The organism is Nocardia donostiensis (assembly GCF_002081715.1).
GTDB lineage: Bacteria > Actinomycetota > Actinomycetes > Mycobacteriales > Mycobacteriaceae > Nocardia > Nocardia donostiensis.
The window spans coordinates 19,356-46,029 of record NZ_MUKP01000038.1; the positions used below are offsets into that span (position 1 = coordinate 19,356).

A 26,674-nucleotide genomic window follows, 5' to 3' on the forward strand; every position below is an offset into this window, starting at 1 on the left:
GGCCTCGAGTAGCTTTCGCGCGAATCGATGGGCAGCGGCCGCGCAGCGTGGAGCAGTACGGCCCGAGCAGAGGAACGAGCGAATGGTTGGTGCGGGCCGGGTCGCGGGCCGTTCTCACCGGGTGCGTCGCTTCGCGGCGGCGCAGCGAGCCGGGCAGTGGCTGACGGAGCCACGGCATCCGGCGCGGCTCGTGGTGCTCGGTTTCGGGGTCGCCGCCGCGGCCGGCACGGTGCTGCTGATGCTTCCGGTATCGACGGAGTCGCGGAACATCACCGATGCGGTGACGGCGCTGTTCACCGCGGTGTCGGCGGTGTGTGTCACCGGCCTGATCGTCGTCGACACCGAAAGCCACTGGTCGCTGTTCGGTGAACTGGTGATCCTCGGCCTGATCCAGGTGGGCGGCCTGGGGATCATGACCTCGGCGTCGCTGCTGGGTTTGCTGGTAGCCCGGCGGATGGGGCTGCGGATGCAGTTGGTCGCGCAGACGGAAACCAAAACGGTGCGCTTGGGCGAGAGCCGCCGAGTGGTCACCGGCGTGATCCGGATGAGCCTGCTGGTGGAGGCGGTCGTCGCGCTCGCGCTCATCGGGCGTTTCATGATCGGCTATGGGGAGACCGGGTGGCGGGGTGTGTATCTGGGCGTGTTCCACTCCGTGTCGGCCTACAACAGTGCCGGGTTCATGCTGTTCCGGGACAACCTGGTCGGTTACGCCACCGACCCGTGGATCATCGTCCCGATCACCGCAGCGTTCGTCATCGGCGGGCTGGGTTTCCCTGTGGTCTTCGAGGTGGCCAGATCGGTGCGCCGCTGCCGGGCGCGGGAAGCGAGCCCGCGACGGTGGTCGCTGCACACCAAGATCACCCTCATCACCTATATCGCGCTCGCCGTGTTCGGGATGGTCGCGGTCACCGCCTTCGAGTGGTCCAACCCAGCGACCTTGGGCCCGTTCGGTGGGCTGGAGAAACTGCTGGTCGGAGGCTTTCACGGATTGTCGCCGCGTACCTCGGGGTTCAACACCGTCGATGTGGGCGCGATGCATTCGTCCACCTTGTTGATCAACGACATGTTGATGTTCATCGGTGGCGGCAGCGCGGGCACCGCGGGCGGTATCAAGGTGACCACCTTCGCGCTGCTGGCTTTCGTCATCATCGCCGAAGTCCGCGGCGAACCCACCGTGCACGTGATGGGGCGGCGGCTGGCCGTGGCCGTGCAGCGGCAGGCGGTCACCGTCGCGCTGCTCGGTATCGGCGCCGTCGTCACCGGAACGATCACACTGCTATCGATCACCGGGATGGACCTGGATGTGGTGCTGTTCGAAGTGGTGTCGGCCTTCGGCACGGTCGGCCTGTCGACCGGTATCACCGCCGACATACCCGATGCCGGTCTTATCGTGTTGACCTGCCTGATGTTCATCGGGCGGATCGGCCCGATCACCTTGGCGACCGCGCTCGCATTGCGCGACCGTGGCCGCCGCTACGAACTACCTGAGGAGCGACCCATTGTCGGGTAGAACGCCACGCAAATACGGCACCCGAGTGGTGGTGATAGGGCTCGGCCGTTTCGGCGGCGCGCTTGCCCGCGAATTGATCAGCCAGGGTTCGGAAGTGCTGGCCCTCGACGCGAATCCCACCCTGGTACAGCAATTCTCCGACGAACTGACCCACGTCGCCGTCGCCGACACCACCGATATGGACGCGCTCGAACAGCTGGGGGTGCCGGATTTCCCGCATGCTGTGGTGGGGATCGGCAGCAATATGGAAGCCAGCATCCTCACCACTTCGTTGCTGTCGGATTTCCATATCCCCCGGATCTGGGCGAAAGCGACCAGCCGCCGCCACGGCCAGATCCTGGAACGTGTCGGCGCCCATCACGTGGTGCTCCCCGAACACGATATGGGTGAACGGGTAGCGCATTTGGTGACCGGCCGCATGATCGACTACGTCGAATTCGATACCGATTATGCGATGGCCAAAACCAGCGCACCGAAGACCAGCATCGGCAAAACCCTCACCGCCAGCGGGTTACGCCACCACTTCGATATCACCGTGGTGGCGATCAAACGGCGGGGCGGGGAGTTCACCTATACGACCCCGGACACGGTGGTCGCGGAAGGCGACGAACTCATCGTGTCCGGCCGCATCCAGGAAGTGGAGCGTTTCGCCGACCTCACCTGATCGGTCGGATGTTCGCCGAGCAACATGCTGGAGGCTGCGGGTATGCGCGGTCCACGGCGGTGTCACCGGGCGGCTCTCGATCGCCACGGGTGTGATCACCTGATCGACGACGGCTGCCCTGCGCCGGCGCGCTTCCCGGCATCGCTCACGGTGCTGCCGTTCTCGCGGTGGCCGCGTCGACCGCACTGCCCGCCTGCGGGGCGGTGTTCTGCTCCCTCGCGTCGAGTAGCTCGTCCCAGTGGTCTGTCGCCCATGCGCATGCGGCGTACAGCGGCTCCAGCATGCTGCGGCCGAGCGGTGTCAGCGCGTACTCGACCCGCAGCACCGGGCCGGGATATTCGGCGCGGGAAATGAGCCCGTCCCGCTCCAACCCGCGCAGGGCCTGCGTGAGCACCTTCGGGGTCACGCGGTGCAGCGGTACACGGAGTTCGGAGTAACGGCGTGGCCCGTCTTCGAGGCAGCGCATAACCAGGGGCGCCCATTTGTTGCCGCCGAACCGGAACGGCAGCAGCGAGGACGGGCAGAGTTCGTCGAACATATCGCGTGACAGCGGCTGCCGATCGGTCATGGTCTCTCCTGCCTCCCAGTTCGGAAGTGGTTTCCGCGCCTCGGTATCCAGGCGGTAACCACCCCTCGGAATACCTTCTTAGAGCATTCATACGACGGAAGGTATTTCCAGCAATGAGCAGAATCGTCATCTTCGGCGCGGGTGGGCGCGCCGGCCGCCGGGCTGTCGCCGAAGCACGCCGACGCGGCCACAATGTCACCGCAGTGGTGCGCGACCCTGCGCGCTATACCGGCCCGGAGGACAGCGGGGTACAGATCACCACCGGCGACGTCACCGACACCGCGACGGTCGCCGAGCTGTCGGCAGGACACGATGCGGCGATCAACGCGGCAGCTGTCGTGCAGGAAGCAGACGCCTTCTTCACCAACGCCACGAAAGCCCTCGTCACCGCCCTCCCGCAGGCCGGCGTGAACAGGCTGATCGCCATCGGGCTGGCATCCCTGCTACCCGGCCCCGACGGCACGCGGCTGCTGGACACGCCTGGCTCCCCCGCCCAGTTCCGCCCCTTCTGCCTCGCCCACGCCGCCGGTCTGGAGATATTGCGTACCGAAGGCGGCGCCCTGGATTGGCTCTACATCAGCCCGGCCGGCGACTTCGATCACGAGGGTGAACGCACCGGCCGCTACGACATCCGTGCCCACGGTGATATGGCGACCCGCATCTCCTACCCCGACTTCGCGGTCACCGTGCTCGACGAAATCGACACTCCCCGACACCACCGGCAGCATCTCGCGGTGACCTAGCGAACGTAACGCGCAAACCTCTGCGTTAAGGCGGAGATCAGCGCTTCGGGCACAGTCCCGGGCTATCGCTGCCGGGTCGGCGGAGACGTGGCCCCGGCGAAGCGGACGTAAGACTGTGCAACGCTTGCCCTTCCAGCTGTATGCGCTGAACTCCGAAGCCCAACTCGCAAAGGTTGCAATCCCCTCATTCAGGGAGGAGGAGGTCACGTGAACTGCTGGACCGAAATACGAAGAGATGCCCTGCTCTCGGAATGCAGCGCGACGCGGGTGGTCTACCCGCACCGCTTGGTGTTCGGCGCCCGAACATCGAGACGGGTGAGACTACGGTGCAGCTCGGCGGGCGGTGAGAACCTCTCGCAGAGCCTGCCGGTCGAGTTTCCCTCGTGCCGTACGTGGGAGAGCGGGCACGGGCAGAACGAGGACCGGGATGCTCGGGCTCGGTAAGGACGCTCGCAGGTGTCGCCAGATCTCGTCGATGTCCGGGGCGTGCCGGTCCATTACCACGGCGGCGGCGGGCACTTCCCCCATGCGGGCGTCGGGCAGTCCGAGGCAGGCGGCTTCGGTGATCCCGGGTATCGCGGTGAGCGCTTTCTCGATCGCCACGAGTTCGACATTGAGCCCGCCGCGGATCAGTGTGTCGGTTCCCCGGCCGAACAAGCTCAACCGGTTCCCGTCCAGCAGGCCGCGGTCGCCCACCGACATCCATCCGTCCTCGGGGCCGCCGGTCAGCCCCGCGTCGGTGAGATAGCCGTCGAACAACATATCGCTGCGCACCACAACGAAGCCGTCGCGGATCCGCACTTCGACGCCGTCGAAGAGTTCGCCCGCGGCGTCCTCGTCGCCGGCACCGAGGCCACGATCGAAGGAGACGAAACTCAGTTCCGAAGCGCCGTAGAAATGCACCAGCGACGCGTTCGGCAGCACTTGACGCAGCGCTGCCCGCGCCGGACGCGGCCAGCGCGCCGCCGAGGACAGCACTTCCCGTACCCCGGAGATCGGGCCGATCCCGGATCGCACGATGTCCCAGGCGATCGCCGGTACCGAGTACAGGTGGGTGGTGCCGTCGGGCAACGCGTCGCCGACGGCGCGCAGGTCGACTGTGGCGCCGCGGGTGAGTGCGTGGAGTGCGCCGTAGAGGAAATGCGTGTGGTCGAGGACGCCGGGCGTGCTCACCCGGTCCCCGGCACCGATATCGAAGGTGGCGTCGGAGCGATCGAGGGTCGCGGCCCATGACCGTTGATTGCGGACGAACAACTTCGGTTCCCCTGTGCTGCCGGAGGTGATACCGACCAGCAGTTCCGACTCCGCTCGTGCAGTGGCGGCGGTGCCATCGGTTTCCAGTTCGCCCACGGTACGGATAGGCCCCTGATAGCCGAGCCGTCGCAAACGCCGATGCTGGCGCGGTACCGCGACCACCGCATCGGCGCGCGTCACCGCGAGCGTCCGGCTCAACTGCCGCGGCAGCAGATGCCGGTGCAGCAGTACCACACTCACCCCCGCAGACATCGCGGCGCTCACTGCGATCAGCGAGTCGATATCGGAGGTGGGCAATACCGCGACCCGGCGCATACCGGACAGTCCGGCGGCGGTTCGGGTGACTTTCGTCCAGAACTCCGCATAGTTCGCGCGTTCGTGCGCGGTCACGACAGCGGTCGCGTCCGGATGCCGGTCGGCCTGCTGGGCGATGCGTGCGGCGAGCAGTTCAGTCATCGCCTACCCCTCTGGCCGCGAGCGCGTCGCCCATGTCGTCGGCGGTGCGCAGCGCCCGCACCAGCACCGGCGTCACCAGCGCCGTCATCGACCATTGCATTCCCCTGGCTCGGCGCGCCTCGGCAACGTCGCGCACGATCCCGGCGAGCACCGGAACGCACCGGATGGCCAACGCCAACATCAAGCCTATCCGCTCGGTGTCGACACCCACCTTCCGCAGCGGCCTGAGGGCGCGCGTGACGGCGTCGAGCATCTCGGTGACGCGCGTGGTCAGGGTGACCAGCGCGGCGAGCGCCACCGAGATCAGCAGCAGACCGCACACCACCACCGCACGGTCGAGTGACGCGGTCAGCACCTGGAACACGCCGATCACCAGCAGCATCCACACCATCGGCCGTAGTTGCGCCAGCACGACCCGCCAGGAAACACCGGCCAGCGCGAACAGTCCAGCGACCACCGTGCCGACGATCACGACTTGGATCGGGGTGCGTACGACGATGGTGGCGGCCACGATCGAGAGCAACAGCAGCAGCAGTTTCGCGCCTGCGGGCAGCCGATGCAGCATGGAGTCACCGGGCTGGTATAGGCCGATCACGCGACCAGCTCCCGGTAGGCTGGTATCGCGTCGTCGGGATGCCCGTCGAACGCCACCGCACCGTTATCGATCACGATGACGCGCTCGAACCGTTGGACCAGCGTCAGTTGATGCGTCACCACGATCACCTGCTGGTCGACGGCGTCGAGGGCGTCGGCGACGATGCGGGCATTGCGCAGATCGAGCAGGGTGGTCGGCTCGTCGGCGACGATCACCTCCGGCCTGCGGATGAGCACGGCGCCCAGCGCGAGCAGCTGCTTCTGCCCACCGGACAGCAGATGCGCGGGATGCTCGGCATGCTGTTCGAGCCCGAACCGTTCCAGCGTCTCCTGGACTCGGACCGCGATCTCGGTTCTGGTCAGACCGGTCCGCCGCAGTGAGAACGCCAGATCCTCGGCAACTGTCGGCATGACGATCTGGGTGTCGGGATCGGTGAACACGAATCCGACCTTGCGGCGAATCCGCGCGCCCTTGCGCGATGTGCTGTCACCGTCCACGGTGACGGTGCCCGCTGTCGGGGTGAGCAGGCCGTTGATCATGCGGGCCAGCGTCGATTTACCCGAGCCGTTCGAGCCGATCACGCCGATCCGGCGTTCGGTGAGCCGCAGATCGATATCGCGCAGCACGTGACGTTCACCGAAGCGGTGATTCACCGAATCGAAGACGATCTCGCTCACGCCACCCGCTCCACCAGTACGGCGATCCCCTGGCCTCCGCCGATGGCGCAGGCCGCCAGCCCGAGCGCGGGACCGTCCGGGCGCAGCATCTGGCTCGCCAACCGCACCAGCAGGACGGCGCCGGAGGCTCCCCACGGATGTCCCATCGCGATCGCCCCACCCTCCGGGCAGATCTTGGTTTCGTCCAGGCCCACGTCGTCGGCCACCGCGAGCACCACCGACGCGAAGGCCTCGGTGATCTCCACGACGCCCAGGTCGGCCGCCGTGTGGCCGGTGCGGTGCAGCACCTTGCTGATCGCGGGCACCGGACCGAGCCCGGGCAGCGCGGGGTCGCAGCCGGCCACCGCGGACCCGACAACTCGCAGCATGGGCAAGCCGGCCGCGACCGATTCGGTGGTGACCGCGAGCGCGGCGGCGCCGTCGGAAATCCCACACGAATTGCCCGCGGTGGCGGTACCTTCCGGGCCGAAGCTGGGGCGCAGGCGAGCGAGCCGGGTCTCGGTCATGCCTGTGCGGATGCGTTCGTCGCGCTGTATCCCGCCGATCGGCACGATCTCGGCGGAGAAATCGGTGGCTGCGGCCAGGGCATGGGAACGGGCGGCGTATGCGTCCTGGCGTTCGCGGCCGATTCCCCGCGCTCGCGCCACCTCGTCGGCGGCCACGCCCATATCGGGATCCGGGAAGCCTGCCGGTGCGAAAGGGGCCCGGGTGTAGCGCACGGGTTCGGCGCCGGGCGACGGCGGCCAGAACCGCCACGGCGCGGTGCTCGCCGATTCCACTCCGCCGGCCAGTATCAACTCGTCCGCGCCGCTGCGCACCCGCAGTGCCGCCTGCATCACCGCATCCAGCCCCGATCCGCACTGCCGGTCGACGGTGACGCCGGGGACATGCACGCCGAGCCCGGCCCGCAGTGCCGCGACGCGGGCCGGGTCACCACCCGGCCCCAGACAGTTGCCGAGTACCACGTCGTCCACCTCGGCGTCCACACCGGCGGCACGCAGCTCCGACACCACCGCACCGAGCACAGGTGCGGCAAGGTCGGTGGTGGTCAACTCGCCGAAGGCGTGCCCGGCGGTGCCGATGGGCGTCCGACGCGGTGCGACAAGGACAGCAGCGCTACTCATACCAACAGTTCTTTCACACGAGCTCGAGCGATCTTCCCGACAGCCGTCCGCGGCAGCTCCGGCACCGCTATCCAGCGCCGCGGCATCGCCGCACCGGTGAGCACTCGCCGCGCCCGAGCGCGGACCTCGGAGATACCGGCGCCGTCCAGTTGCACCGCCGCGGTGACGATAGCGCCGAAAACAGCATGCGGGAATCCGATGACGGCCGCGGCGGTGATCCCGTTGACGGTTTCGAGCGTGCGCTCCACCTCTTCGGCGACCACCAGCGTTCCGCCCACGTTGATCACACCGTCGCCCCGGCCGCGCACCACCAGCTCACGATTGTCCCCGAGTTCGGCGAGGTCGCCGACACACAACCATTCGGGCGCGCCGAGCACGGTGTACGGCGACCTGACGTGGAGCAACCCGTCGCGGATCTCGGCCGCTACGTCGTCCAGCAGCCGCAGTGGTTCGGGCACCCGCCGGGCCGCGACGAGGGAGGCCTCGGCGGAACCGTAGTACTCGACGACGTCGAGGCCGTTCGCGGCGGCCAGCGACCCGGCGTCCAACGCGATCCCCGCGACGATCGCTGTGTGCAGCGCGGGGGCCTCGCGCACCACGTCCCGCAGTACCGCGGGCACCGCGTGCACGACCGTCGCGTGCGCCGGGTCGTCGGTCACGCAGGCTCCGCGCCACAGCGCGTGCAGCGCGCCGAACAGGTGCATGGTCGCGTGCAATGGGCCGGTGATGAGCACGCGGTCGGTCGGCCGCAGCCCGGTGAGCGTCGTGAACGCCGGGAAACTGTCGTACCAGGAGGCGGCGGTGCGGGCCAGCGGCCGCGGATGACCGGTGGAACCGGAGGTCGCGACCAGCAGGAACGCGGACGGCGGGATGTCCGGCCGTGCGGGCCGTGCGTCGGGGTTTTCGACCATGACCGGTATGCCGCGCCGGGCCGCTGCGCAGATACAGATGAGCGCCTGGGTGAGGGGAAGAGATGACGCGTCGTAGACGTGCGTATCGGGTCGTTCGTCGTTCCACCGCACGATCGCCTGGTCCAGGTCACGGTAGGTGAGGGTGTGCGCGCCGATGGCGAGCGCGGGTGCGTCGGGGTGGCCGCCGAGTTCGCGTTCAGGCACCGAGCACACCCGGGTACGCACGGTGCACGCCCTTGGCCACGAACGTGGCGACGACGACCTTCAACAGGTCGCCGGGAACGAATGCGCCGTTGGCGGTGATCGCGGCCCCGATCCCCACGTCGGTACGCAATACCAGTCCGATGGTCCCCACGGCATAGATGACCAGCATCCCGCCGAGCGCGTTGATCACCAGCCCGAGCGGCACGGGGTATTTCGGCAGGATCCGGGCGGTGAGTATTCCGATGACAGCCGCCGCCGGGATCCAGCCGAGCAGGTAGCCCGCGCTGGGCCCCGCGAGCGCCGTCAATCCGGTGCGCCCGCCGGAGAGCAGCGGCAGACCGATGATGGTCAGCGCGATGAAGACCACGACCGCGGCCGTCCCCTTCCGCGCCCCGAGCACGGCACCGGCCAGGACGACCCCGAGTGTCTGCACCGTGATGGGCACCCCGCTGAATCCGACCGTGATCGCGCCGGGCAGCCCCAACGCCGCGATCAGTGCCGCGAATACGGCGATCTGCGCCATGTCCCGCGTCGCCGTACCCTGACGCTGCTCGGGTGAGTTCACGACAACATCCTCCACTCGACCCGGGGTTGAACAGCGTTCAAGATAGCAACCGCTGCCGAGGACGGGAGCGCCCGGTCCCGAACTGGCGTCATCGCGCCTCGGCTCGGCGCGGTGGTCGCGGAAGGCGGCGAACTCATCGTGTCCGGTTCGCATCAGAGAGGTGGAGCGTTTCGTCGGCTTCACCTGACCAGGCCCTCGTAGGGCGCGGCTCGGGTAGTTACTTGCCCAGGGCCTGCGCGATGAGTGTTTCGGCTGCGCGCCGCACCGCGGCCGGTGCCTCGTGTTCGTCGGTGATGGCATAGCTGACGATCGCGCCCTCGTGCAGGCTCAACAGTTGCACCGCGAGCAGGTCCGGCTCCGCGGCCCCCGCTTCGGCGAGCAGGGCGCAGAACAGGTCACGCAGCCACGTCTTCTCGTCGACGATCACCTGCCTGCCGGGATGGTCCGGTTCCGGAAGCTCCGCGAAAGCGTTGATGAAACTGCATCCCCTGCTGCTGCCCGGCAGCCATTCGGGAAGGACATCGAACGGTACGAGCAGTCGCCGGACCGGGTCGTCGTGTTCGGCGAGCCGGGCGTCGACGAGCTCACGCCATCGCCGGTCGCGCACCTCGAGGTAGGTGACGAGCAACCCGTCTTTGGAGCCGAAACGGTCGTAGAGCGTCCGCTTGGTGACCCCGGATTCGGCGGCGATGGTGTCGACCCCGACCGCGTGGATGCCCCGGGAGTAGAACAGTTGGGAGGCGGTGTCGAGGATGCGCTGGGCCGCCGGGGTCAAACGCTCGTCATCGTCACGTGCGGTGGACATGCCGAACTCCTTGCGTTCACAGGTCTGTATACCTACTGTGGGACTTCACAGATCAGTGTAGTGGAGGGCGTTATGTGGCCGTCTTTGCAGGTACTGGGCAGATTTGCCCGCGATTTCGCGGTCGGAGTACATATCGGGAACGGCATCCGGCATGGAGTGCCGAGGTCGAGCGCCTCTGGGCAACCGGATATCAGCCGACGAGGCCCGCGAACCGGAACACCTCGCCAGAACTGACAGGGGGTGAGACTCTCGACTGAAGTGCCGACCGTTCCCAGCTACCCGAAGGTCTCACTGCCCCAGCGATTGTGCCTCGGAAGCTCGCCGGAACCGGTCGCCCCAATCGCGCACCTGAGTCACCAGCTCCGGTGGCTCCAGGACGCGGAAATCGGCGCCCGCCAAACCCAGGGCCAGCATCGGCCAATGCAGCGAATCGGCGGACATGGATACCCGGCAGTGGCCGGAATCGATATCGGTGACGGTGCTCCAGCGGCCGATCTGTTCTCGCACCGCTTCCGCGGGCGCATCGACAATGGCCACCACCTGGTATGGGCGGGGGAGCTTGGCCATACCGGCGCGTACGAACTCGGCGGCGTCGGTGGGTAACTCTCGGGGCCGGAAGCGGTATCCGTCGCTGCGTGGGCCGGTGAGCCGGTCGATGCGGAAGCTGCGCCAGTCCTGGCGAGTCAGGTCGTAGGCCACGAGATACCACCGTCGGCCCAGGGAGACCAATCGGTGCGGTTCGACCTGCCGTTCGCTGTGTCGACCGTCGGCGGCGGTGTAGGAGAAGTGCAGCCGTTCGCTGTCCCGGCAGGCCAGGGCGATCATGGTGAGAGCGCTCGGGTCGAGGGCCGTGCCGGGCGCACCGCCGGTCCAGGCGGCGGCGACGGTCATAGCGCGGATCGCCTCGACACGACGCCGCAGCCGGGGCGGCATCACCTGAACAACTTTGGCCAGCGCCCGAACCGAGGATTCGGCGACCTCGTCCACCATCCCCTGCATGGCGACCTGTAAGCCGACGACCAGGGCCACCGCTTCCTCGTCGTCGACCATCAGCGGCGGTAACGCCGCACCCGCAGCGAGCTGGTATCCACCGTCCACGCCACGCTGCGCTTCCACGGGATACCCGAGATCACGGAGTCGTTCGACGTCCCGGCGGAGAGTACGTGCCGAAACCCCCAGCCGTTCGGCCAGTTCGGTGCCCGGCCAGTACTTGTGGGTTTGCAGGAGCGACAACAGCCGCAACGTCCGAGTACTGGTATTCGCCATAGTGTCGATTCTCCGGCAATTGAGGTCAAAAACTGACCGCTAACGGTTTTAGCGTTGTGATCGACCCCGGAACGAACCATGACGAAAGGCGAAAACCATGGCCCAGACCACCACCGAACGGACCCTCACCGGCGAACGCGCCGCCCTGCTGTCCGTACTGAAAAAGCAGCGATTCTTCTTGCGTCACACCACCCGCGACCTCACCGACGAACAGGTTGCGGTGCGCTCCACCAAGAGCGAACTGTGCCTCGGCGGTTTGATCAAGCACGTCGCCGCTGTCGAACAGTCATGGGTGGGCTTCATCACCGGCGGTGTCACCACCCAGAAGAACTTCGCCGACCTGACCGAAGAAGACTTCCAGCAGCGGGCTGACGAATTCCGGATGCTGCCCGGCGAAACCCTCGCCGGCGTACTCGCCGCCTACGACGAGGTGGCGCGCCGCACCGACGAGATGATCGCCGACCTTCCCGACCTGGACGCCAGCTGGCCCCTGCCGGAGGCACCGTGGTTCGAGGAACGTGCCTGGACCACCCGCCAGGTGCTGCTGCACATCATCGCCGAAACCGCCCAGCACTCGGGCCACGCAGACATCATTCGTGAATCCATCGACGGCGCCAAAACCATGGGCTGACAACAAGTTGGATACGAAGAGACGCCCTGCTTCGCAAAGGAGCAGGGCGTCTCTGTTGTTCGGTCAGCGGTCGAATTCGCCGGTTCGTGTCCGGGCGACGAAGGTATCCCACTGGCCGGGGGTGAATACCAGGGCCGGACCTGAAGGGTTCTTGCTGTCGCGTACTCCGACCAGGCCGCTATCCAGGTGCGCGACCTCCACGCAGTCCCGCGAGGGGCCGCTACGGCGGCTTTTGAACCACTGTGCCCCGGACAGACCCTTATTCACGATTCGAGCTCCTTTGTCACTCGAGCAACCAGCGCCCTGGTTTCCTGCTCGCCCAACGCTACACGCGCGATCACTGCTGCTGCCTGCTGATATTGGTCGATCTCTGCCTTCCGTTCGAGGTAGAGACTGCCTGCGAACCCTTCGACGTAGACCACCGGCGGTTCCAGCAGGCGAGTGTTCGTCAACTCGGGAAACTCCAGTAAGACGAACGAACGGACGACGAGCCCGACCAAGCTGCGTGCCATGAACGGCACGACACGAATCGTCAGATTCGGCAGCTCGTCCAGCTCCAGCAGCTGTTGGAGCTGATGTTTCATCACGCCAGGGCCACCCACGCCATGCCGTAGGACAGCCTCGGACAGCAGCACCTTCATACAGAAGTCGTTGTCCCGCAGTTTTTCCTGGCGCCGTTCGGTCAAATCGATTCTGCGCTCGACATCGCTCGTCGGCAGGTTGGGGCTTTCGGCCCAGATCATTGCCCGTCGATACTCGGGGGTTTGCAGGAGACCTGGCAGCAATGTCTCCTGCCAGGTAGTGATTTGGGTTGCAGCCTCCTCCAGCCCCAAATAGTGGTTGAAATCTGCGGGAATGCCGTCGCTGTAACTCCGCCACCAGCTACCACCGGTCTGCTGAGCCGCACGCAGTTCCTGCACCAAGCTCAGCAGCACCCGCCGTTCCTCATCGTCGGCTCGGTAGAGATCGCACAGCCCATTCACCTGCAGCGATGTAATGCGTGTGGCTTGCCCGTCCTCCATGCGGCCGATTGTCTGCGGACTTACTTCGATCGCTCGCGCGGCCGCTGCCTGGCTCGTTCCCGCCCGGTCGCGAAGCCTACGCAACTCTCGGCCCATCGCCCGCTTGGGAAGCGTCGGTCCACCAGCCATTTTCCTTACCCTCCCTAATGATTGAAACCCCTGCTGGGATGCTCCTCGGCGGAATGATCTGGCCCGGAGCGGTCCGTGCTGAAAGTCTGGCATCTCGAGCCTGAAAACACCATCGCAGATATTCCAGTTCCGTTGCGCCTCAGCTCTACTGAGCTTGCGCCCGATGCAGGCCAGCCCCGAAACCATTGGGGGACATCGGCTCAACGGCCTGGAGTGCCGAAAGCCGGTGGTCCGGTTGTTTCTCCTCACCGTCCCGGACCCTGCATCGGGCTGCATCCCACTCAATCAGGGAGCGTCATCTATGCCGAGCGCGATCGTGTACCTGAAGAAAAGCCTGTGCGGGAAGCGCCAGGAGCGCCTGGAAGCCGAATGCAAACGGTTCGCCGCTGCTCACGGTTTCGCTGTCAGCCGCACCATTATCGAAACCCGTGACGACGTCCTGGCCTGGACTCTGCTCAAAGCAGCAGCTCTCGGTATCAACGGCATCGTCACCCCCACCGTCGAACACATCGACTACCGCACCGAACCCGTCCTGCAACGCTGCGCCCTGATGATCGTGCACCCTTACGGCTGGTACCACAAGGGCAGCATCGACACCTGGATCCCGCATGTCCCAGAGGGCATGCAATGCAACCACAACCACCCTCCGATCTCGTGAAATTCGGCGGACCGTCCATCTCTTTGCCGCCGGACGCGGGTCCACGGTCGACGGCGCCGCGACCAGGCGTCGGTCAGGAAAATCGGTTGCCAGGGCTGTTCCCATCCGGACAGAGTTCCGCCGTGAACATCGACTGGAACGCCGAAATACGAGGTCAGCTCGAAACGCATTGGGCGAGGCAGTTGCGTCCTCGGCTCGAGGGACTGACCGACGAGGAGTACTTCTGGGAACCGGTGCCCGGCATGTGGAGCGTGCGTCCCGCCGGCGGCGCGTTCGTCAGTGATTTCGCGATCCCTCCACCCGAGCCCGCGCCGGTAACCACCATCGCTTGGCGGCTGGCTCATCTGGTGGTTCTGCTCGAGGGCGGCCTGCAGCGGTTCGGTCACCCGCCCGTCGACTTCACATCGTTCCCTTATGCCGGGACCGCGGAGGGGGCGCTGCGGCAGCTCGATAATGCGTACCAGGCGTGGATCGACGGCGTCCGCGATCTCGGCGTCGACGGCCTCACCGAACCCGCGGGGCCCGCGGACAGCATGCTGGCCGACTGGTCGACCGCAGGCATCGTGCTGCACACACAGCGGGAACTGCTGCATCATGGCGCGGAGATCGCCTTGCTGCGTGACCTGTATCGAGTCGGCATGCGGTGACATCGCCGGAGTGCCAGCGCTGCACGCCTTCAGCTTCGGCCCCGGCGGCTTCGACGTCCTGATGGCTCAGCCGCCGTGAATGCTTTAGGTGTCAGTCCGATACACGTTTCCTCAATGGTGAAGGCGAGTGTCCTGGTGTCTCATGTCGTTCAGCCTCCGGTGTTGATACCGGTGGAGATCTCCACGACAACCTGCTCTTCGGTGACCTTCTGCACGGTGATGACGCGGCCTTCGCTGGACTGGGCTTCCCCGACCGGAACGGTGACTTCCTGGCCGGCCACAGACAGGGTGACGAGGTTGCCGTTGACGGCGACGAGCTTGGCTTCTACCCCGAGGACGCTTGCGGAGGCGTCGACGCCGCGGTCGAAAGTTACTGTGCAGCCGCTGAGTTCGCATTGGGTTGACGAACCAGGGCCTGAAGCGGTGCAGCCTGTCAGCGCTAGCGCGGTCGAAGCGGCGAAGGCGAACGCGGCGAGCAGGCGTCGAACGAACATTGGCACAGTTTATGGGGCGGCGGCGGTTTGCGTCGCTGATCCCGGCAGGAGCAGAAGGCCTGGGCCCGCTTCTCCATAGCCGTAGACCCATGCCGAGACGGGATTCGGACGCGACCGAGTAGCCATGTCGTAGCGGCGTGGCAGGCGCTACGACGCCTTCAGCAGGCTCGATCGTGGCGCGTGCAGGGGGTGGCAAGAGTCGGCCAGGCTTGCGCCCATGTCAATATATGACCTTTAAGTGCGCACGTGCGCACTTAAAGTCTTATAGTTGTTGGTGCTGACGAAATGAGGTATGCGAGCCGTGCTGACTGTGCTGAGACACCGGGTGTTCCGGCGTTTGTTCGCCGCGCAGGTAGTGGCGTTGGTCGGCACCGGACTGCTGACCGTGGCCTTGGGGTTGCTCGCCTACGACCTCGCAGGCAGTTCGGCCGGAGCGGTGCTGGGGACGGCGTTGGCGGTCAAAATGGTCGCCTACGTGGTCCTCGCCCCGGTCATCGCGGCGGTGACCGATCGGCTGCCGCGCCGCGCCGTGCTGGTCTCGGCCGATGCCATACGGGCCGCGGTGGCGTTGGCGCTGCCGTTCGCGACACAGGTGTGGCAGATCTATGTGCTGATCTTCCTCCTGCAGGCGGCGTCGGCGGCGTTCACTCCGGCCTTCCAGTCGGTGATCCCGTCGGTGCTGCCGGAGGAGGACGAGTACACGCGAGCGCTGTCGTTGTCGCGGCTGGCCTACGACCTGGAAGCGGTTCTTTCACCGCTGTTGGCCGCTGCACTGTTGACCGTGATCAGCTATCACTCGCTGTTCGTCGGCACGGTGGCGGGTTTCGTCGGTTCCACACTGCTCGTGATGTCCACCCCGCTGCCCGCGCTGCCACCACCGGATCGCTCGGAGCCGCTGGTGGCACGGATACTGGGCGGCACGAAAGTGATGGGTGCGCGGCCGGTGCTGCGCGGCCTGCTGGCGATGAACCTGGCGGTAGCCGCCGCGACGGCGCTGGTGCTGGTCAACACGGTGGTGTATGTGCGGGATCTGCTGGACGGCAGCGATACCGGCGTCGCGGTCGCGCTCGGCTTCTTCGGTGGCGGATCGATGCTGGTGGCGTTGCTGCTTCCGCGGCTGCTGAACGATCTGCCCGACCGGGCGCTGATGCTTACCGGCGGTGGGGTGGTCGCAGCGGGGCTGGCTGCGACCAGCGCGCTGCTGCTGGCCGAGCCGGGACAGCGCACCGGATGGGTGATGCTTGCGCTGGTGTGGACCGCGCTCGGCGTGGGGACATCCATGATCAACACCCCCTCCGCGCGATTGCTGCGCTACCAATCCGAACCGGAGGAACGCGCATCGGTATTCACCGCCCAGTTCTCGCTGTCGCACGCCTGCTTCCTGCTCACCTACCCACTGGCCGGATGGGGCGGTAATCTGGCCGGCCACGCGGGCACCGCGTCCGCGCTGACGATCCTGGCTACACTCGCAACCGTCACAGCCGCACGCATGTGGCCGGCGACCACCACGGTCACCGTGGCGACCTGAGGAAGGTGGTGAGGGCAGTGGCCGACAGTGCGACACCCGAACCGGAGCGTCCCGCCAGCCTCACCCATCCTGTTGCGCCCGACCAAGCCAGGCTCGAGGCGGCGACCAGCATGTTCCAGATGCTGTCGGACCCGACCCGCCTGCACATCCTGTGGCTGCTCACCCAGGGCGAATCCGACGTCACAGCCTTGACCGAAGCATGCGGTGCTTCCCGCACCGCGGTGAGCCAGCATCTGGCGAAACTCCGGTTCACCGGCCTGGTCGACACCCGCAGAGAGGGACGCCGAGTGATCTACCGCCTTCGCGGCGGGCACCTCGTCCGGCTCGTGCGGGAGGGGCTCAACCATGCCGACCACCTCGTCACCGGCGAACCGCCCCACGAATAGCCCGCGGGCCGCCCCGCCGCGGCTGCCGGGAACCCTGGGCCGGTGCAGATGGGTGCGGCTGGCACCGCTCCTATCCGGTTCTCCGGCCTGCAGGCCGAAGTACTCGAATTCGCAATGCCAGTGATTCGACAGTATCGGTAATGCCCTTGCCGCACTGGGGCGCTCGCATTCAACGGCAGGATAGTTTGGTGCCGAGAGGAGACGGTATGAAGATCTTGGTCACCGGGGCGACCGGGAATATCGGACGGAAAGTCGTCGATCAACTGCTCGCCCGGGGTGCGGACGATGTGCGGGCCTTGACGAACGATCCGGGTAAAGCCGCGCTTCCCGCGGAAGTCGAAGTGGCGCACGGGTATTTGCGGCGCCTGGACACTTTGCCTCAGGCGTTCGTGGGAGTGGAATGCCTGTATCTGGCGCCGACGCCGGACACGGTCGGCGAGGTGCTGGAGATCGCGCGGGAAGCCGGAGCTCGGCGGGTGGTCGATCTGTCGGGAGAACCGGAGAGCTGGTGGGGCAGCGTATGCGGGGCGGTGGAGGCCAGCGGTATTGCGTGGACGCATCTATGGCCTGGGGATTTCATGGAGAACACTCTGGTCTGGAAGCGGCAGATTCAGGAAACCGGTGCGGTGCGAGAGCCTTACCCGGAGACCGCGAGCGCGCCGATCGCGATGGACGATATCGCGTCGGTCGCGGCGGAGGCACTGCTCGATGACAGCCATGTAGGCAAGGCGCACTGGCTGGCCGGACCTCAGGTGCTGACCCGTGCCGAACTGGCTCACACGATCGGCGCCGCGCTCGGCCGGGACGTCCCGTTCCTCACGGTATCGCCGGTGGAGGCGGTGCAGGTGTTGCAGCCGACCATGGGAGAGACCGCCGAGTGGTATGTGAACACCGTGCTCGCCGGGTTCGTCGAAAACCCCGACGTGCCGACGCGGTCGGTTGAGCAGATCACCGGCCGTCCGGCTGTCACGTTCGCGCAATGGGCTGCCGCGAATGTGACAGCATTCGACGGTTCTGCCGCGCGGTAACAAGCCGGCGGGAGATCAGGTCGCAGCGATGGTCATATGCACCCGGCGCACCGGTCGACACCTGCGAGGCGGTCGATCGCAGGACACGTAAGAACAGGCGGTTGCCGATAGGCAGACCACGCAGGACGGCCGAGGCGAGCAAGACTTCTGCAAGCGTATACGCCCGCATGACGTGACAAGTATCGCCGTCATGTCTGACCTGCTGTTTTCTTATCGCCTGGGCGGGGTAACCATGTGCATCACCCTACGTCCGAGCATCGGAGATCACCCCGCACCTAAAATCGGACACCGGGAAGCGTCCGAGCATTCAGCTCGGCGCCGACACCAGAGAAGAGCGCAACATGATCGAGTCCGAGGTATCCGAACTGCGGGAGCGTGCCGCGCACGGTGACACCGACGCCATTGCGGAACTGCTCGAATTCACCGACGAGCGCAGCGACAGCGAGGGAGTACGCCGCCTCGACATCGGCGGGGAATCGGGGTCCTACGAGCCGAGCGAGACCGGGGCGTAGCCGCCGAGTGACAGGACACTGACCGAACCCTCATCTCACCGCGGCCGGGCAGTCTGTGCTGCTCATCGTGAGAAAACAAGACAGACGATGACCTCGCTGACGTCGACGCCTGGAACCTGGCTCACGGCATAGGAGATGGCGACCACCTCGGGTTCGACGGCATGATGCCGATACTCGGATGGATTTCGCCTGCCGCCTCCCACCGCCGTGGGCGAGACAGGCGGCCGATCGCCACCGGACGGCAACAGGGCCCGGTGTTGGATGTCGCCGTGCTGGAACCTTCTCGGCACTATCGGTGGCCGGATCGCCGGCGGTTGCCTGAGGAAGCCGACGCGGGCGGACCCGTGCAGTGGCACACGCCCTCGACCATGGTGCCCTCGGCCCGCTGGTGATATCGGTGCGCCGCTACCGAAAGGTGGGCCAGCGCGCCGCCCTTTAGTTAGTGCGGTGGTGAGAGCCCACGTGGGAGGCCCGCCAGGGCCGAGCGTGCCTTGAATCGGGGTAAGACCAGGGCAGGTACCGTCAGCGATCCGTGGATCGACGACCGGTCCACAACAGTGGACACGCCCCATGCGCCGGAACAACAGACGGGGCGCGGGCGGATACGCCGTCAATAGGGTGGGTTGACATGGATGATGTCGCGGTTGCACCGGAACCGGCTCGTGTCCAGCGCTCCGAACCCTCGGAGATGGACTCTGCCTTTGTTCGGGCAGCCGCCGGGCGGAAAGTGCTGATCGCGGCGTTATGCCTGATCGTCGCGCAGTTGGGAGTGCGCGGCTGGGTCGCGGGGAACGGGTTCTTCTACTGGGATGATCTGATCCTGGTGGGCCGGGCAGGGACGCATCCGCTGCTGTCGGGGGATCTGCTGTTGCACGACCACGATGGGCACTTCATGCCGCTGGCGTTCGCGACCGCCTGGCTGGTGACAGCGGTCGCACCGCTGGAGTGGGCCGGGCCGGTGATCTGTCTGCTGGTGTTGCAGGCGGCGGCGTCGGTCGCGGTGCTGCGGATGCTGCTCGTGCTGCTCGGAACCAGATGGGCGATCCTCGGGCCGCTGGTGTTCTATCTGTTCTCGCCGTTGACGTTGCCCGCGTTCGCGTGGTGGGCGGCCGCGTTGAACGCGCTGCCGTTGCAATTCGCGCTCGCCTGGGTGATCGCCGACGCGATGCTGCTGGTGCGCACCGGACGGCGCCGGTACGCGGTGTCCGGGATCGTGGTGACGGCGGTGGCGCTGCTGTTCTTCGAAAAAGCGATTGTTGTGCCGTTCGTGGCGTTCGCTGTGGCCGCGCTCGCTCGGTACATCGCGGGGGCATCGGTGCGTGAGGTGCTGCGGCGCGGGGCGGCGCTATGGGTCGGGGCGAGTGCGGTGCTGGCCTGCTGGCTCACCACCTATCTCCTCGTGATCGACCTCTCCGCTGTCGAAGGCAGCACCGAGCAGGTGGACAGCCTGCTGCCCAGCGCGGCGTCGGCGGGTGTGGTGACCGCGCTGCTGGGCGGGCCGTGGGCGTGGGAGCGTTGGCTGCCCGCCGCGCCGTGGGCGATACCGCCGGGCTGGGCGGTGGTGGCGGCCTGGCTCGCGCTGGCGGTGATGGTCGCGGTGACGGTCCGGCGGCGGGACCGGGTGTGGCCGGTATGGGCGGCGGCGGGCGTGTACGTGGTGGCGGTACAGGTTCCAGTGGCTTTGGCGCGCGGCGGGCCGAACACCGCGAACGAACTCATGCAGTCGTTGCGATACCTGGCCGATCTCGCGGTGGTGCTGACCGCAGCCGGTGCACTGCTGCTGGCGGCACGCCCACGATCCAGGCGTGGGCTCCCGTGGCCGCCCGGTCCGCGCACCGCGCTCATGGTGGGGGCGTTGTTCCTGGCGAGCAGTCTGTGGTCCACCTACACATTCACGCGTATCTGGTCGCAGGGCCAGACCGAGACCTACATCACCACCGCCAAGTCGGAGTTCGCCGACTGGGACGAGGCGCCCCTGCTCGAGCAGGAGGTGCCGTGGGCTGTGCTCAACCCGACGGCGTACCCGCAGAACCTCGCCAGCCACGTCCTGTCCCCGATCGCGCCGCCCGGCGCCTTCGCCGACTCCACCCCGCACCTGCGCATGATCACCGACTTCGGCCACATCGTCGACGCCCAGGTCTGGTGGAACCGAGCCATCCGCCCCGGCCCCGAACCATCCTGCGGATACCGGCTGACCGGTGCAGGCCCGGTCCGCCTCGCCCTCGACGGCCCCATGCTCGCCCACACCTGGACGGCGCAACTGAACTATGTCGCCAGCCGGGATGGGCGGATCGCCGTCTCCTTCGTACGCGGCAAGAACGTCACCGTTCCCGTGCGCGAAGGCATGCACACCGTGTACGTCCGCATCGTGGGCAGCGGGTCTGCCCTGCAAGTCCGCTCGCACACTCCCGGCTTGGACCTGTGTATCGGATCAGGACCCGTCGGTGTCGCGTCCTACGACAATTGATCTCCGCCGATCGGCGTGGTATAGCCTGCATGCCGCCGTTGCTCGGACCGGCCTGCCGTGAACTCGCGGCTACGCCCGTCGAGTTCGCTACGGGCGCATATCAGCTGGTGGGCGTTCGCTGTTTCGGGGTAAGACAGATGCTCGAGTATCCGGGTTCCGTGAGGCCGCCGGTGGGAGTGGTCAGCGCAGCAGTTCGGCGGTGAGACGTGCGAGCCGGTCGGCGGCGGCGGGGTCGAACGGTGCACTGTAGACGTCGATCGGGGTGTCCTGCATGTAGGCGGTGAGCGGCGCGGATGGTGGGGTGTCGAGGTGGGGCAGGATGCGGGAGAGGGCGGCCTCGACGGGCTGACCTCGTTCGCGCATACCGGCGACCAGTTGGGCGTCGGTGGGGGAGTATTCGCCGGTGAAGCCGGTGGCCGTCAGACCGGGGTGCAGCAGTAGGTAGCGGATACGGCTGTGTGGGTAGCGGCGGGTGAAGGCGACGGCGAGCAGATCGCTGAGTTTCCCGCACTGGTGCATGACCGCGTCCGGGTCGTAGGACTGCGCGAATTGCAAGTCGTCCCAACGAATCCTGCCTAGATCGCCGCCTGGCCCGGCAAGGTCGAGCAGCACGGGGGTGTCGGCACGTTCCAGCTGCGGGCGGAGACCGTGGCCGAGCAGGTATCGGCTCAGATAGAACAGCGCGAAGCCGGCTTCGAAGCCTTCAGAGGTGACATGCCGGGCCGAGCGGTAGTACCGCGCGCCCAGCACCAGCGCATCGATGACCGGATACGCGGCGAGCCGGTCGATCACCCTGCGGTTTTCGGCCACCAGACTCAAATCGGCGCGGAGGAACTCCACGCGATCGCTCGCCTCGAGTTCGGCGGCGGCATCCAGCACGGCCCGACCCTTCTGCGGATTGCTGCCGATAACGGCCACCCGGTCGCCGCGGCGCAGGTGCGTCAGCGCGAGAGCTTTGCCTATTCCGTCAGTGCCGCCGGTGATCACCACTGTTCGCATGGGTGCTCCTTCTCAGCCGGTCACTTGGGGCCGACTGGTCGAATCAGAAAACTAGAACAACGAGTCTAGACATACTCACCAGATCGAGTAAATAGACTCATAGGTTCAGGTTGGTGGAACAGTGGCACTACGATGAACTGATGACCGCCTCGACGTCGTCTGGTTCGCAGCCGCGCGGACGCATCGCCAAACAGCAGGCCGTGCTGGCTGCGGCCTTCACGGTCTTCACCAGCGCCGGATACACCCAAGCTCGCATCGACGACATCGCCGCCGCGGCCGGGGTTGCCAAGGCCACCGTCTACAACCACTTCAGCGACAAAGAAACCCTGTTCCGGGAAGCGGTGCGGGCGCTGTCGGAGGCCGCGCTGGCAGCGAATCTTGCGGCGGTCGAGCAGTTGGCGGATACAGGCGACGGCATCGCCGCGACTTTGCGGTCGGTCGGCACCCGGTTGGCTGCCTGCTATTGCGCACCCGAATCTCGAGCGATGCGCCGGCTGATCAGCGCCGAAGCCGAACGATTCCCCGACCTGCTCGATATCGTCGACGGGGTTTCCCGGCGAGTCATCGAAGCGCTCGCCGACCGGCTCGCGCGGCTTTCTCTAGCCGGGACCCTCGGCATCGTGGACCCGGATCTGGCCGCCGTCCAGTTCACTTCGCTGCTCACCGGTCCGCTGGAGATCCGGTACCGGCTCGGAATGGAACCGGTACCCGATACCGAGCTGGCGGTTGTCGCCGAGGCGGCGGTCCATACTTTTCTAGCGGCATTCGGCCCGTGACGGCCCTGGTGGTCGGCTCCCGCCCGCAGCATGCTCAACAGCCACCAGCATCGAGAACGCGGTGTCGATGTCTTCTGTCGAGGCTGCCCGACAGTGGTCGCTCCATGTTCCCGGCACGGTAGAGCCGGGCTGTGCGTCGCGCCGGCATCCCCGACACTTCTCGGGGCCCCGGACAGACCGAGGCCCTCTCGTACGACAAAGCTCCGCCCGACCGGGGGGCCGTGTCCGCCCGTCGACAGGCGTGTCCGCGACTGGTCCACCCGCCGACTACGCCGTTTCGGAGCCACCTGGGTTGTCGGCCCAGCGAGAACCGGCCTCAGGGGCGACCGGGAAAGGGTGTCGTCGACGGGGAGACGCCGAGAATCGCCTGCCACACCGCGAGCCGGACCGCGCTTTCGGTGAGCGCCTCGATCCCCATGCGCCGCACGGTATCGGTGTCGGCGCGCTCGACGACCGAACGCCAGGCGACGGCGGTATCGGATTCCACCGTCGCCGCCAGCTGGGCGGCCGAAATCGGATCGGTGACGGGGGAGGGGACCGTGTAGGCGGGTTCCGGGGGCGGGGCGTCGGCGCCCTCGGCGGTCAGCGCGTCGATGGTGGCGTCGCGGCGGGCGCGGTGGGCGGCGGTGTGCTCGGCGATGAGCTTGCCGCGTTCAGGGGAGGCGTAGGCCGCGACCAAACCGTAGGCGTATACGGCGGCATATTCGGCGTCGAGGGCGTCGAGCAGGGCTCGGCGTTCGGTGGCGGTCACGCCAGCAACACCCCCGCATGCACCGCGCAGGCCGCGCTGATCGAGGCGAGCAGGCCCGCGCGGTAGTCGGACTGAGATGCGGCCAGGGTGGCGGCCGAACGCTGGGACGCGGCCAGTTGCGTGCGCACAGCCTCGATGGTGGGCGGTTCGGCGGGGGCCGGTGTGGTGGTGATCGGAGGGGTGCGCCGGACTGGGGTGGTTCCGTCGCCGTACACCCCGATCACGCGGTCGATCTCGGTGCGCAGCGCCTCGGCGTGCGCGGCGCGTTCGGCCGCGATCGTGCGCAGCGCGTCGTGGTGCTGCGGGTATACGGCGATCGCCGCCTGCGCGGCCGCCGCATCCGCACGCGCCGCAACCTCTTGAGCGGCAAGCGGATCGGGTTCGGCGACGGAATCATCGGCGCAGCCGGTCATCGCGCCGAGCGCCAACGCTCCGGCGACACCACCGCCGGCCAGGCGCAGCGCGGTACGGCGGTTCACGTCGCGGGGGCCGCCGTGCTGCCAGTCGAACGGGCTGCCGGAAATACACCCGGCGCGCGGCCGGACGGGGAGGCGGTTGGGCACCGGACCATCGTGCCAGATTCACCTCCGGAATCCCTTCTCGGACACCTGCGCCCCCCGCGTCCGACGGCCTGCGGCAGCCCGGTGCTGCTCGGTTGCCACGTGCCGGGGAAACTTGCTCATGGCCGCTGGTCCTTTACACTCTGCGGGCGCGTTACGCTAGACCTTCGGCCAGAGAATTTTCCGCACACGTCACAACTGAACCAGGAGCCGCCCACATGCCGATGCCGACTGAGGAAAGGGTGAGCCAGCTCGTTGCTGGACTCGTCGAAGGCGCAGGATTCGACCTCGAGGGCGTCGTTATCTCGGCCGTCGGCGGGCAGGCTCGGGTTCGGGTGATCGTGGACAGCGACGACGCCGCCGACCTGGACGCTATCGCCGCCCTCAGTGGCGAGATATCGGCGCGGCTCGACACAGCCGACGAGTTCGGCGCCACCAGCTACCTCCTCGAGGTCACCACCCCCGGTATCGACCGTCCGCTCACCCTGGAACGCCATTGGCGCCGGGCCCGCGGGCGTAAGGCGCGCATCACGCTGCGCCCCGGGGTCCGCGGACCGGAGCCGGGCGGCGCGCCCAGGTTCGAGGCCAGAATCGGCGAGCTGGTCGATGACACGGTGGCGCTGGTGCTGGGTGGCAAGAACAAGCCGTACCGGGTACGGATCCCGCTACGAGATATCGCGGGCGCCGTAGTGCAGGTGGAGTTCTCCCCGCCCGGCGTACGTGAACTGGAACTCGCCGGGGGCGTCGCGCCCGGCCGACCACCCGCGGGAGCGGACGCCGCGGACGTCACAGGAAAAACCAAGCCCGTTGCCGCGTCCGATTCGACCGAAGGGACCATGGAATGAACATCGAAATCGAAGCCCTGCGCGCGATTGTCGCCGATAAGGGGATCTCGATCGAGACCGTGATCTCCGCGATCGAATCCGCCTTGCTGACCGCCTACCGGCACACCGAGGGCCATCAGCCCAACGCGCGTATCGAGATCAACCAGCGAACCGGTGTGGTGCGGGTGCTGGCCCGCGAGCTCGACGCCGACGGCAACGTCATCTCCGAATGGGACGACACCCCAGAAGGTTTCGGGCGCATCGCCGCCACCACGGCCCGTCAGGTGGTGCTACAGCGGCTGCGCGACGCCGAGAACGAGAAATCGTTCGGCGAGTTCTCCACCCATGAGGGCGATATCGTCGGCGGCGTCGTCCAGCGCGACGCCCGCGCCAACGCCCGCGGCACCGTGGTGGTGCGCATCGGCAGCGAACTGCACGGCACCGAAGGACTCATCCCGTCCGCCGAACAGGTGCCTGGGGAGACCTACCAGCACGGCGACCGCATCAAGTGTTACGTCGTCGGTGTCTCCCGTGGGGCGCGGGGCCCGCAGATCACCCTGTCGCGCACCCACCCGAACCTGGTGCGGCGGCTGTTCGCGCTGGAGGTGCCCGAGATCGCCGACGGATCGGTGGAGATCGTGGCGGTCGCTCGCGAGGCCGGGCACCGGTCCAAGATCGCGGTCCGGTCCACCGTGCCCGGCGTCAACGCCAAGGGCGCCTGTATCGGCCCGATGGGGCAGCGGGTGCGCAATGTGATGAGCGAACTGGCCGGCGAGAAGATCGACATCATCGACTACGCCGATGATCCGGCCACCTTCGTCGGTAATGCGCTGTCGCCGTCGAAAGTGGTTTCGGTCACTGTTGTCGATCCCGACGCCCGCGCCGCGCGGGTGGTCGTCCCCGATTTCCAGCTGTCGCTGGCGATCGGCAAGGAGGGCCAGAACGCCCGGCTGGCGGCCCGGTTGACCGGCTGGCGCATCGATATCCGCAGCGACGCGGCCCCGGATGTGGGCGGCGGTGACGTGCGGACGGGGGCGCATCGCAGTTGACCGACAGCCGGGGAACAAAAAGCCGGGGTGACATGTTGGTAACTTCGGCGGGACCGGGGTTCGATGATCGGAACCGGGCAACGGTAGAGTGGTCACAGGTTCAGCGCGAGTCTCCGGTTTCCTCGCTCGGCCGCACCATCGAACAGTCCTCGGCGCCTCGGCGGCCGGCGGACCCGGTGCGTACGTGTATCGGATGCCGGAAGCGCGAGCTGGCCACCGATCTGTTGCGGATCGTGGCGCGTGAGCGCGACACCGGTGACGGTACGAGCGTTATCGCGATCGTCCCCGATCCACGGCGCAGGCTTCCCGGACGGGGTGCGTGGTTGCACCCCCTTTCGGCTTGTCTGAGCATGGCAGAGCGGCGCCGAGCAATCGGCAGAGCACTACGAGTGTCCGGACATCTGGATATCTCAGCCCTGGAGCAGCACCTCGAGAACAGGCACGAGCACTCATGAGCACACCGTGAAGTACCAACGATGAACGTCCATCGGAGATAACCCGAGGTCGTGCGGGCTTCCCGTCACCGAAGACGGGCGGCGCTGCTCGACCTCTCAGTGAGGAGAGCAGTGGCAGGCAAGGCCCGCGTGCACGAGTTGGCAAAAGAACTCGGTGTCACGAGCAAGGAACTACTCGCAACGCTCAAGGAGCAGGGCGAGTTCGTGAAGTCGGCGTCGTCGACGGTGGAGGCACCCGTCGCCCGCCGGCTGCGTGAGTCGTTCGCAGCGAAATCCGCGCCCGCGAACGGCAGCAAGACTTCGGCGCGTCCCGGACCGTCGACCGCGGCCCGTCCGGCCGCCAAACCGTCCGCGAGCGGCCCGCGGCCCGGCCCACGTACTCCGGCCCCGTCGCAGGCACCGGCAGCGTCGGCGCC

General features: G+C 67.1%; 31 protein-coding genes. 16 read left to right on the forward strand and 15 right to left on the reverse strand.

The window, feature by feature from the left end; all coding sequences use genetic code 11:
- Positions 1-82: 82 nt before the first annotated feature.
- On the forward strand, positions 83-1,510 hold the full coding sequence (locus tag B0T44_RS20605; RefSeq protein WP_081512429.1) for a TrkH family potassium uptake protein: 1,428 nt from the start codon (positions 83-85) through the stop codon (positions 1,508-1,510).
- A complete protein-coding gene (locus B0T44_RS20610) occupies positions 1,500-2,174 on the forward strand; it encodes a potassium channel family protein (RefSeq protein ID WP_254854250.1) in 675 nt (224 codons plus the stop codon). Before B0T44_RS20605 ends, B0T44_RS20610 begins: the two co-directional genes overlap by 11 nt.
- A gap of 145 nt (positions 2,175-2,319) precedes the next feature.
- Here the strand turns inward: B0T44_RS20610 and B0T44_RS20615 are convergent, their stop codons facing one another.
- Positions 2,320-2,742: a winged helix-turn-helix transcriptional regulator gene (locus tag B0T44_RS20615; RefSeq protein ID WP_077121434.1), complete on the reverse strand. Its 423-nt coding sequence runs from the start codon at positions 2,740-2,742 to the stop codon at positions 2,320-2,322.
- A gap of 113 nt (positions 2,743-2,855) precedes the next feature.
- Between B0T44_RS20615 and B0T44_RS20620 the strand changes: the two genes are divergently transcribed.
- On the forward strand, positions 2,856-3,485 hold the full coding sequence (locus B0T44_RS20620; RefSeq protein WP_077121436.1) for an NAD(P)-dependent oxidoreductase: 630 nt from the start codon (positions 2,856-2,858) through the stop codon (positions 3,483-3,485).
- Positions 3,486-3,806: 321 nt separating this feature from the next.
- Here B0T44_RS20620 and B0T44_RS20625 read toward each other — a convergent pair whose 3' ends face one another.
- The 8 genes from B0T44_RS20625 to B0T44_RS20660 all read right to left on the reverse strand — a co-directional run bounded on the left by B0T44_RS20625 (position 3,807) and on the right by B0T44_RS20660 (position 11,342).
- On the reverse strand, positions 3,807-5,195 hold the full coding sequence (locus B0T44_RS20625) for an AMP-binding protein (RefSeq protein ID WP_077121438.1): 1,389 nt from the start codon (positions 5,193-5,195) through the stop codon (positions 3,807-3,809).
- Positions 5,188-5,790: an energy-coupling factor transporter transmembrane component T family protein gene (locus B0T44_RS20630; RefSeq protein ID WP_077121440.1), complete on the reverse strand. Its 603-nt coding sequence runs from the start codon at positions 5,788-5,790 to the stop codon at positions 5,188-5,190. Before B0T44_RS20630 ends, B0T44_RS20625 begins: the two co-directional genes overlap by 8 nt.
- Positions 5,787-6,467, reverse strand: a complete 681-nt coding sequence (locus B0T44_RS20635; RefSeq protein ID WP_077121442.1) for an energy-coupling factor ABC transporter ATP-binding protein — start codon at positions 6,465-6,467, stop codon at positions 5,787-5,789. Before B0T44_RS20635 ends, B0T44_RS20630 begins: the two co-directional genes overlap by 4 nt.
- Positions 6,464-7,591, reverse strand: a complete 1,128-nt coding sequence (locus B0T44_RS20640) for a thiolase family protein (protein ID WP_077121445.1) — start codon at positions 7,589-7,591, stop codon at positions 6,464-6,466. The genes B0T44_RS20635 and B0T44_RS20640 overlap by 4 nt, the downstream gene beginning before the upstream one ends.
- Positions 7,588-8,706, reverse strand: a complete 1,119-nt coding sequence (locus B0T44_RS20645) for a class I adenylate-forming enzyme family protein (protein ID WP_077121496.1) — start codon at positions 8,704-8,706, stop codon at positions 7,588-7,590. The genes B0T44_RS20640 and B0T44_RS20645 overlap by 4 nt, the downstream gene beginning before the upstream one ends.
- On the reverse strand, positions 8,699-9,271 hold the full coding sequence (locus tag B0T44_RS20650) for a biotin transporter BioY (RefSeq protein WP_497006534.1): 573 nt from the start codon (positions 9,269-9,271) through the stop codon (positions 8,699-8,701). The genes B0T44_RS20645 and B0T44_RS20650 overlap by 8 nt, the downstream gene beginning before the upstream one ends.
- A 217-nt stretch (positions 9,272-9,488) precedes the next feature.
- Positions 9,489-10,076, reverse strand: coding sequence for a TetR/AcrR family transcriptional regulator (locus B0T44_RS20655; RefSeq protein WP_077121448.1), 588 nt, complete (start codon positions 10,074-10,076; stop codon positions 9,489-9,491).
- A 288-nt stretch (positions 10,077-10,364) separates the two neighbouring features.
- Positions 10,365-11,342: a helix-turn-helix transcriptional regulator gene (locus B0T44_RS20660; protein ID WP_077121451.1), complete on the reverse strand. Its 978-nt coding sequence runs from the start codon at positions 11,340-11,342 to the stop codon at positions 10,365-10,367.
- A 97-nt stretch (positions 11,343-11,439) separates the two neighbouring features.
- On the opposite strand from B0T44_RS20660, the gene B0T44_RS20665 reads away from it, so the two are divergent.
- Positions 11,440-11,973, forward strand: coding sequence for a DinB family protein (locus tag B0T44_RS20665; protein WP_077121454.1), 534 nt, complete (start codon positions 11,440-11,442; stop codon positions 11,971-11,973).
- Between the two features lie 63 nt (positions 11,974-12,036).
- Here B0T44_RS20665 and B0T44_RS20670 read toward each other — a convergent pair whose 3' ends face one another.
- Together B0T44_RS20670 and B0T44_RS20675 are read right to left on the reverse strand one after the other, a co-directional pair.
- On the reverse strand, positions 12,037-12,240 hold the full coding sequence (locus B0T44_RS20670; RefSeq protein ID WP_077121457.1) for a DUF397 domain-containing protein: 204 nt from the start codon (positions 12,238-12,240) through the stop codon (positions 12,037-12,039).
- Positions 12,237-13,400: a helix-turn-helix domain-containing protein gene (locus tag B0T44_RS20675; protein ID WP_367947008.1), complete on the reverse strand. Its 1,164-nt coding sequence runs from the start codon at positions 13,398-13,400 to the stop codon at positions 12,237-12,239. Before B0T44_RS20675 ends, B0T44_RS20670 begins: the two co-directional genes overlap by 4 nt.
- A 25-nt stretch (positions 13,401-13,425) precedes the next feature.
- Here B0T44_RS20675 and B0T44_RS20680 point away from each other — a divergent pair, with 25 nt between their 5' ends.
- Positions 13,426-13,782 (forward strand): hypothetical protein, encoded by a 357-nt coding sequence (locus tag B0T44_RS20680; RefSeq protein WP_077121464.1) that lies wholly within the window; start codon positions 13,426-13,428, stop codon positions 13,780-13,782.
- A gap of 128 nt (positions 13,783-13,910) precedes the next feature.
- The gene (locus B0T44_RS20685) at positions 13,911-14,429 is read left to right on the forward strand and encodes a DinB family protein (protein ID WP_077121498.1); all 519 of its coding nucleotides are present in this window, start codon (positions 13,911-13,913) and stop codon (positions 14,427-14,429) included.
- Positions 14,430-14,578: 149 nt separating this feature from the next.
- On the opposite strand, the gene B0T44_RS20690 is transcribed toward B0T44_RS20685, so the two are convergent.
- Complete coding sequence (locus B0T44_RS20690) at positions 14,579-14,923, reverse strand: hypothetical protein (protein ID WP_077121467.1); 345 nt, start codon at positions 14,921-14,923, stop codon at positions 14,579-14,581.
- Positions 14,924-15,224: 301 nt separating this feature from the next.
- Here B0T44_RS20690 and B0T44_RS20695 point away from each other — a divergent pair, with 301 nt between their 5' ends.
- From B0T44_RS20695 to B0T44_RS20715, 5 genes are all read left to right on the forward strand, one after another.
- Positions 15,225-16,451, forward strand: coding sequence for an MFS transporter (locus B0T44_RS20695; RefSeq protein ID WP_077121502.1), 1,227 nt, complete (start codon positions 15,225-15,227; stop codon positions 16,449-16,451).
- Positions 16,452-16,459: 8 nt separating this feature from the next.
- Positions 16,460-16,837, forward strand: coding sequence for an ArsR/SmtB family transcription factor (locus B0T44_RS20700; RefSeq protein WP_077121500.1), 378 nt, complete (start codon positions 16,460-16,462; stop codon positions 16,835-16,837).
- 206 nt (positions 16,838-17,043) lie between these two features.
- The gene (locus tag B0T44_RS20705; protein ID WP_077121471.1) at positions 17,044-17,865 is read left to right on the forward strand and encodes an NAD(P)H-binding protein; all 822 of its coding nucleotides are present in this window, start codon (positions 17,044-17,046) and stop codon (positions 17,863-17,865) included.
- A 341-nt stretch (positions 17,866-18,206) separates the two neighbouring features.
- A complete protein-coding gene (locus B0T44_RS27285; RefSeq protein WP_175648142.1) occupies positions 18,207-18,377 on the forward strand; it encodes a hypothetical protein in 171 nt (56 codons plus the stop codon).
- Positions 18,378-19,065: 688 nt separating this feature from the next.
- Positions 19,066-20,844, forward strand: coding sequence for a hypothetical protein (locus B0T44_RS20715; protein ID WP_077121504.1), 1,779 nt, complete (start codon positions 19,066-19,068; stop codon positions 20,842-20,844).
- 180 nt (positions 20,845-21,024) lie between these two features.
- Here the strand turns inward: B0T44_RS20715 and B0T44_RS20720 are convergent, their stop codons facing one another.
- Positions 21,025-21,843 (reverse strand): SDR family NAD(P)-dependent oxidoreductase, encoded by an 819-nt coding sequence (locus B0T44_RS20720; protein WP_077121474.1) that lies wholly within the window; start codon positions 21,841-21,843, stop codon positions 21,025-21,027.
- Between the two features lie 140 nt (positions 21,844-21,983).
- Here B0T44_RS20720 and B0T44_RS20725 point away from each other — a divergent pair, with 140 nt between their 5' ends.
- Positions 21,984-22,619, forward strand: coding sequence for a TetR/AcrR family transcriptional regulator C-terminal domain-containing protein (locus B0T44_RS20725; RefSeq protein WP_077121506.1), 636 nt, complete (start codon positions 21,984-21,986; stop codon positions 22,617-22,619).
- Between the two features lie 316 nt (positions 22,620-22,935).
- Here the strand turns inward: B0T44_RS20725 and B0T44_RS20730 are convergent, their stop codons facing one another.
- Both B0T44_RS20730 and B0T44_RS20735 read right to left on the reverse strand, forming a co-directional pair.
- Positions 22,936-23,370, reverse strand: coding sequence for a ferritin-like domain-containing protein (locus B0T44_RS20730; protein WP_077121477.1), 435 nt, complete (start codon positions 23,368-23,370; stop codon positions 22,936-22,938).
- Positions 23,367-23,933 (reverse strand): hypothetical protein, encoded by a 567-nt coding sequence (locus B0T44_RS20735; protein ID WP_245839300.1) that lies wholly within the window; start codon positions 23,931-23,933, stop codon positions 23,367-23,369. Before B0T44_RS20735 ends, B0T44_RS20730 begins: the two co-directional genes overlap by 4 nt.
- 215 nt (positions 23,934-24,148) lie before the next feature.
- Here B0T44_RS20735 and rimP point away from each other — a divergent pair, with 215 nt between their 5' ends.
- From rimP to B0T44_RS20755, 4 genes are all read left to right on the forward strand, one after another.
- Positions 24,149-24,775 (forward strand): ribosome maturation factor RimP, encoded by a 627-nt coding sequence (rimP, locus tag B0T44_RS20740; protein ID WP_077121479.1) that lies wholly within the window; start codon positions 24,149-24,151, stop codon positions 24,773-24,775.
- Positions 24,772-25,803, forward strand: coding sequence for a transcription termination factor NusA (nusA, locus tag B0T44_RS20745; RefSeq protein ID WP_077121482.1), 1,032 nt, complete (start codon positions 24,772-24,774; stop codon positions 25,801-25,803). Before rimP ends, nusA begins: the two co-directional genes overlap by 4 nt.
- Before the next feature lie 137 nt (positions 25,804-25,940).
- Positions 25,941-26,258 carry a YlxR family protein gene (locus tag B0T44_RS20750; protein ID WP_077121510.1) on the forward strand — a complete coding sequence of 106 codons (318 nt, stop codon included), beginning with the start codon at positions 25,941-25,943 and terminating at the stop codon, positions 26,256-26,258.
- Between the two features lie 111 nt (positions 26,259-26,369).
- The coding region (locus B0T44_RS20755; RefSeq protein WP_176219230.1) for a translation initiation factor IF-2 N-terminal domain-containing protein at positions 26,370-26,674 on the forward strand (305 nt) is incomplete at its 3' end.

Excerpts from the sequence above, each read along its gene's own strand:
- B0T44_RS20690 (WP_077121467.1), bottom strand. The coding sequence starts at position 14,923 with ATGTTCGTTCGACGCCTGCTCGCCGCGTTCGCCTTCGCCGCTTCGACC.
- B0T44_RS20675 (WP_367947008.1), bottom strand. The coding sequence starts at position 13,400 with ATGCAGCCCGATGCAGGGTCCGGGACGGTGAGGAGAAACAACCGGACC.
- B0T44_RS20620 (WP_077121436.1), top strand. The coding sequence starts at position 2,856 with ATGAGCAGAATCGTCATCTTCGGCGCGGGTGGGCGCGCCGGCCGCCGG.
- B0T44_RS20615 (WP_077121434.1), bottom strand. The coding sequence starts at position 2,742 with ATGACCGATCGGCAGCCGCTGTCACGCGATATGTTCGACGAACTCTGC.
- B0T44_RS20655 (WP_077121448.1), bottom strand. The coding sequence starts at position 10,076 with ATGTCCACCGCACGTGACGATGACGAGCGTTTGACCCCGGCGGCCCAG.
- B0T44_RS20640 (WP_077121445.1), bottom strand. The coding sequence starts at position 7,591 with ATGAGTAGCGCTGCTGTCCTTGTCGCACCGCGTCGGACGCCCATCGGC.
- rimP (WP_077121479.1), top strand. The coding sequence starts at position 24,149 with ATGCCGATGCCGACTGAGGAAAGGGTGAGCCAGCTCGTTGCTGGACTC.
- B0T44_RS20680 (WP_077121464.1), top strand. The coding sequence starts at position 13,426 with ATGCCGAGCGCGATCGTGTACCTGAAGAAAAGCCTGTGCGGGAAGCGC.
- B0T44_RS20725 (WP_077121506.1), top strand. The coding sequence starts at position 21,984 with ATGACCGCCTCGACGTCGTCTGGTTCGCAGCCGCGCGGACGCATCGCC.
- B0T44_RS20665 (WP_077121454.1), top strand. The coding sequence starts at position 11,440 with ATGGCCCAGACCACCACCGAACGGACCCTCACCGGCGAACGCGCCGCC.
- B0T44_RS27285 (WP_175648142.1), top strand. The coding sequence starts at position 18,207 with ATGATCGAGTCCGAGGTATCCGAACTGCGGGAGCGTGCCGCGCACGGT.
- B0T44_RS20705 (WP_077121471.1), top strand. The coding sequence starts at position 17,044 with ATGAAGATCTTGGTCACCGGGGCGACCGGGAATATCGGACGGAAAGTC.
- B0T44_RS20715 (WP_077121504.1), top strand. The coding sequence starts at position 19,066 with ATGGACTCTGCCTTTGTTCGGGCAGCCGCCGGGCGGAAAGTGCTGATC.
- nusA (WP_077121482.1), top strand. The coding sequence starts at position 24,772 with ATGAACATCGAAATCGAAGCCCTGCGCGCGATTGTCGCCGATAAGGGG.
- B0T44_RS20660 (WP_077121451.1), bottom strand. The coding sequence starts at position 11,342 with ATGGCGAATACCAGTACTCGGACGTTGCGGCTGTTGTCGCTCCTGCAA.
- B0T44_RS20625 (WP_077121438.1), bottom strand. The coding sequence starts at position 5,195 with ATGACTGAACTGCTCGCCGCACGCATCGCCCAGCAGGCCGACCGGCAT.
- B0T44_RS20720 (WP_077121474.1), bottom strand. The coding sequence starts at position 21,843 with ATGCGAACAGTGGTGATCACCGGCGGCACTGACGGAATAGGCAAAGCT.
- B0T44_RS20605 (WP_081512429.1), top strand. The coding sequence starts at position 83 with ATGGTTGGTGCGGGCCGGGTCGCGGGCCGTTCTCACCGGGTGCGTCGC.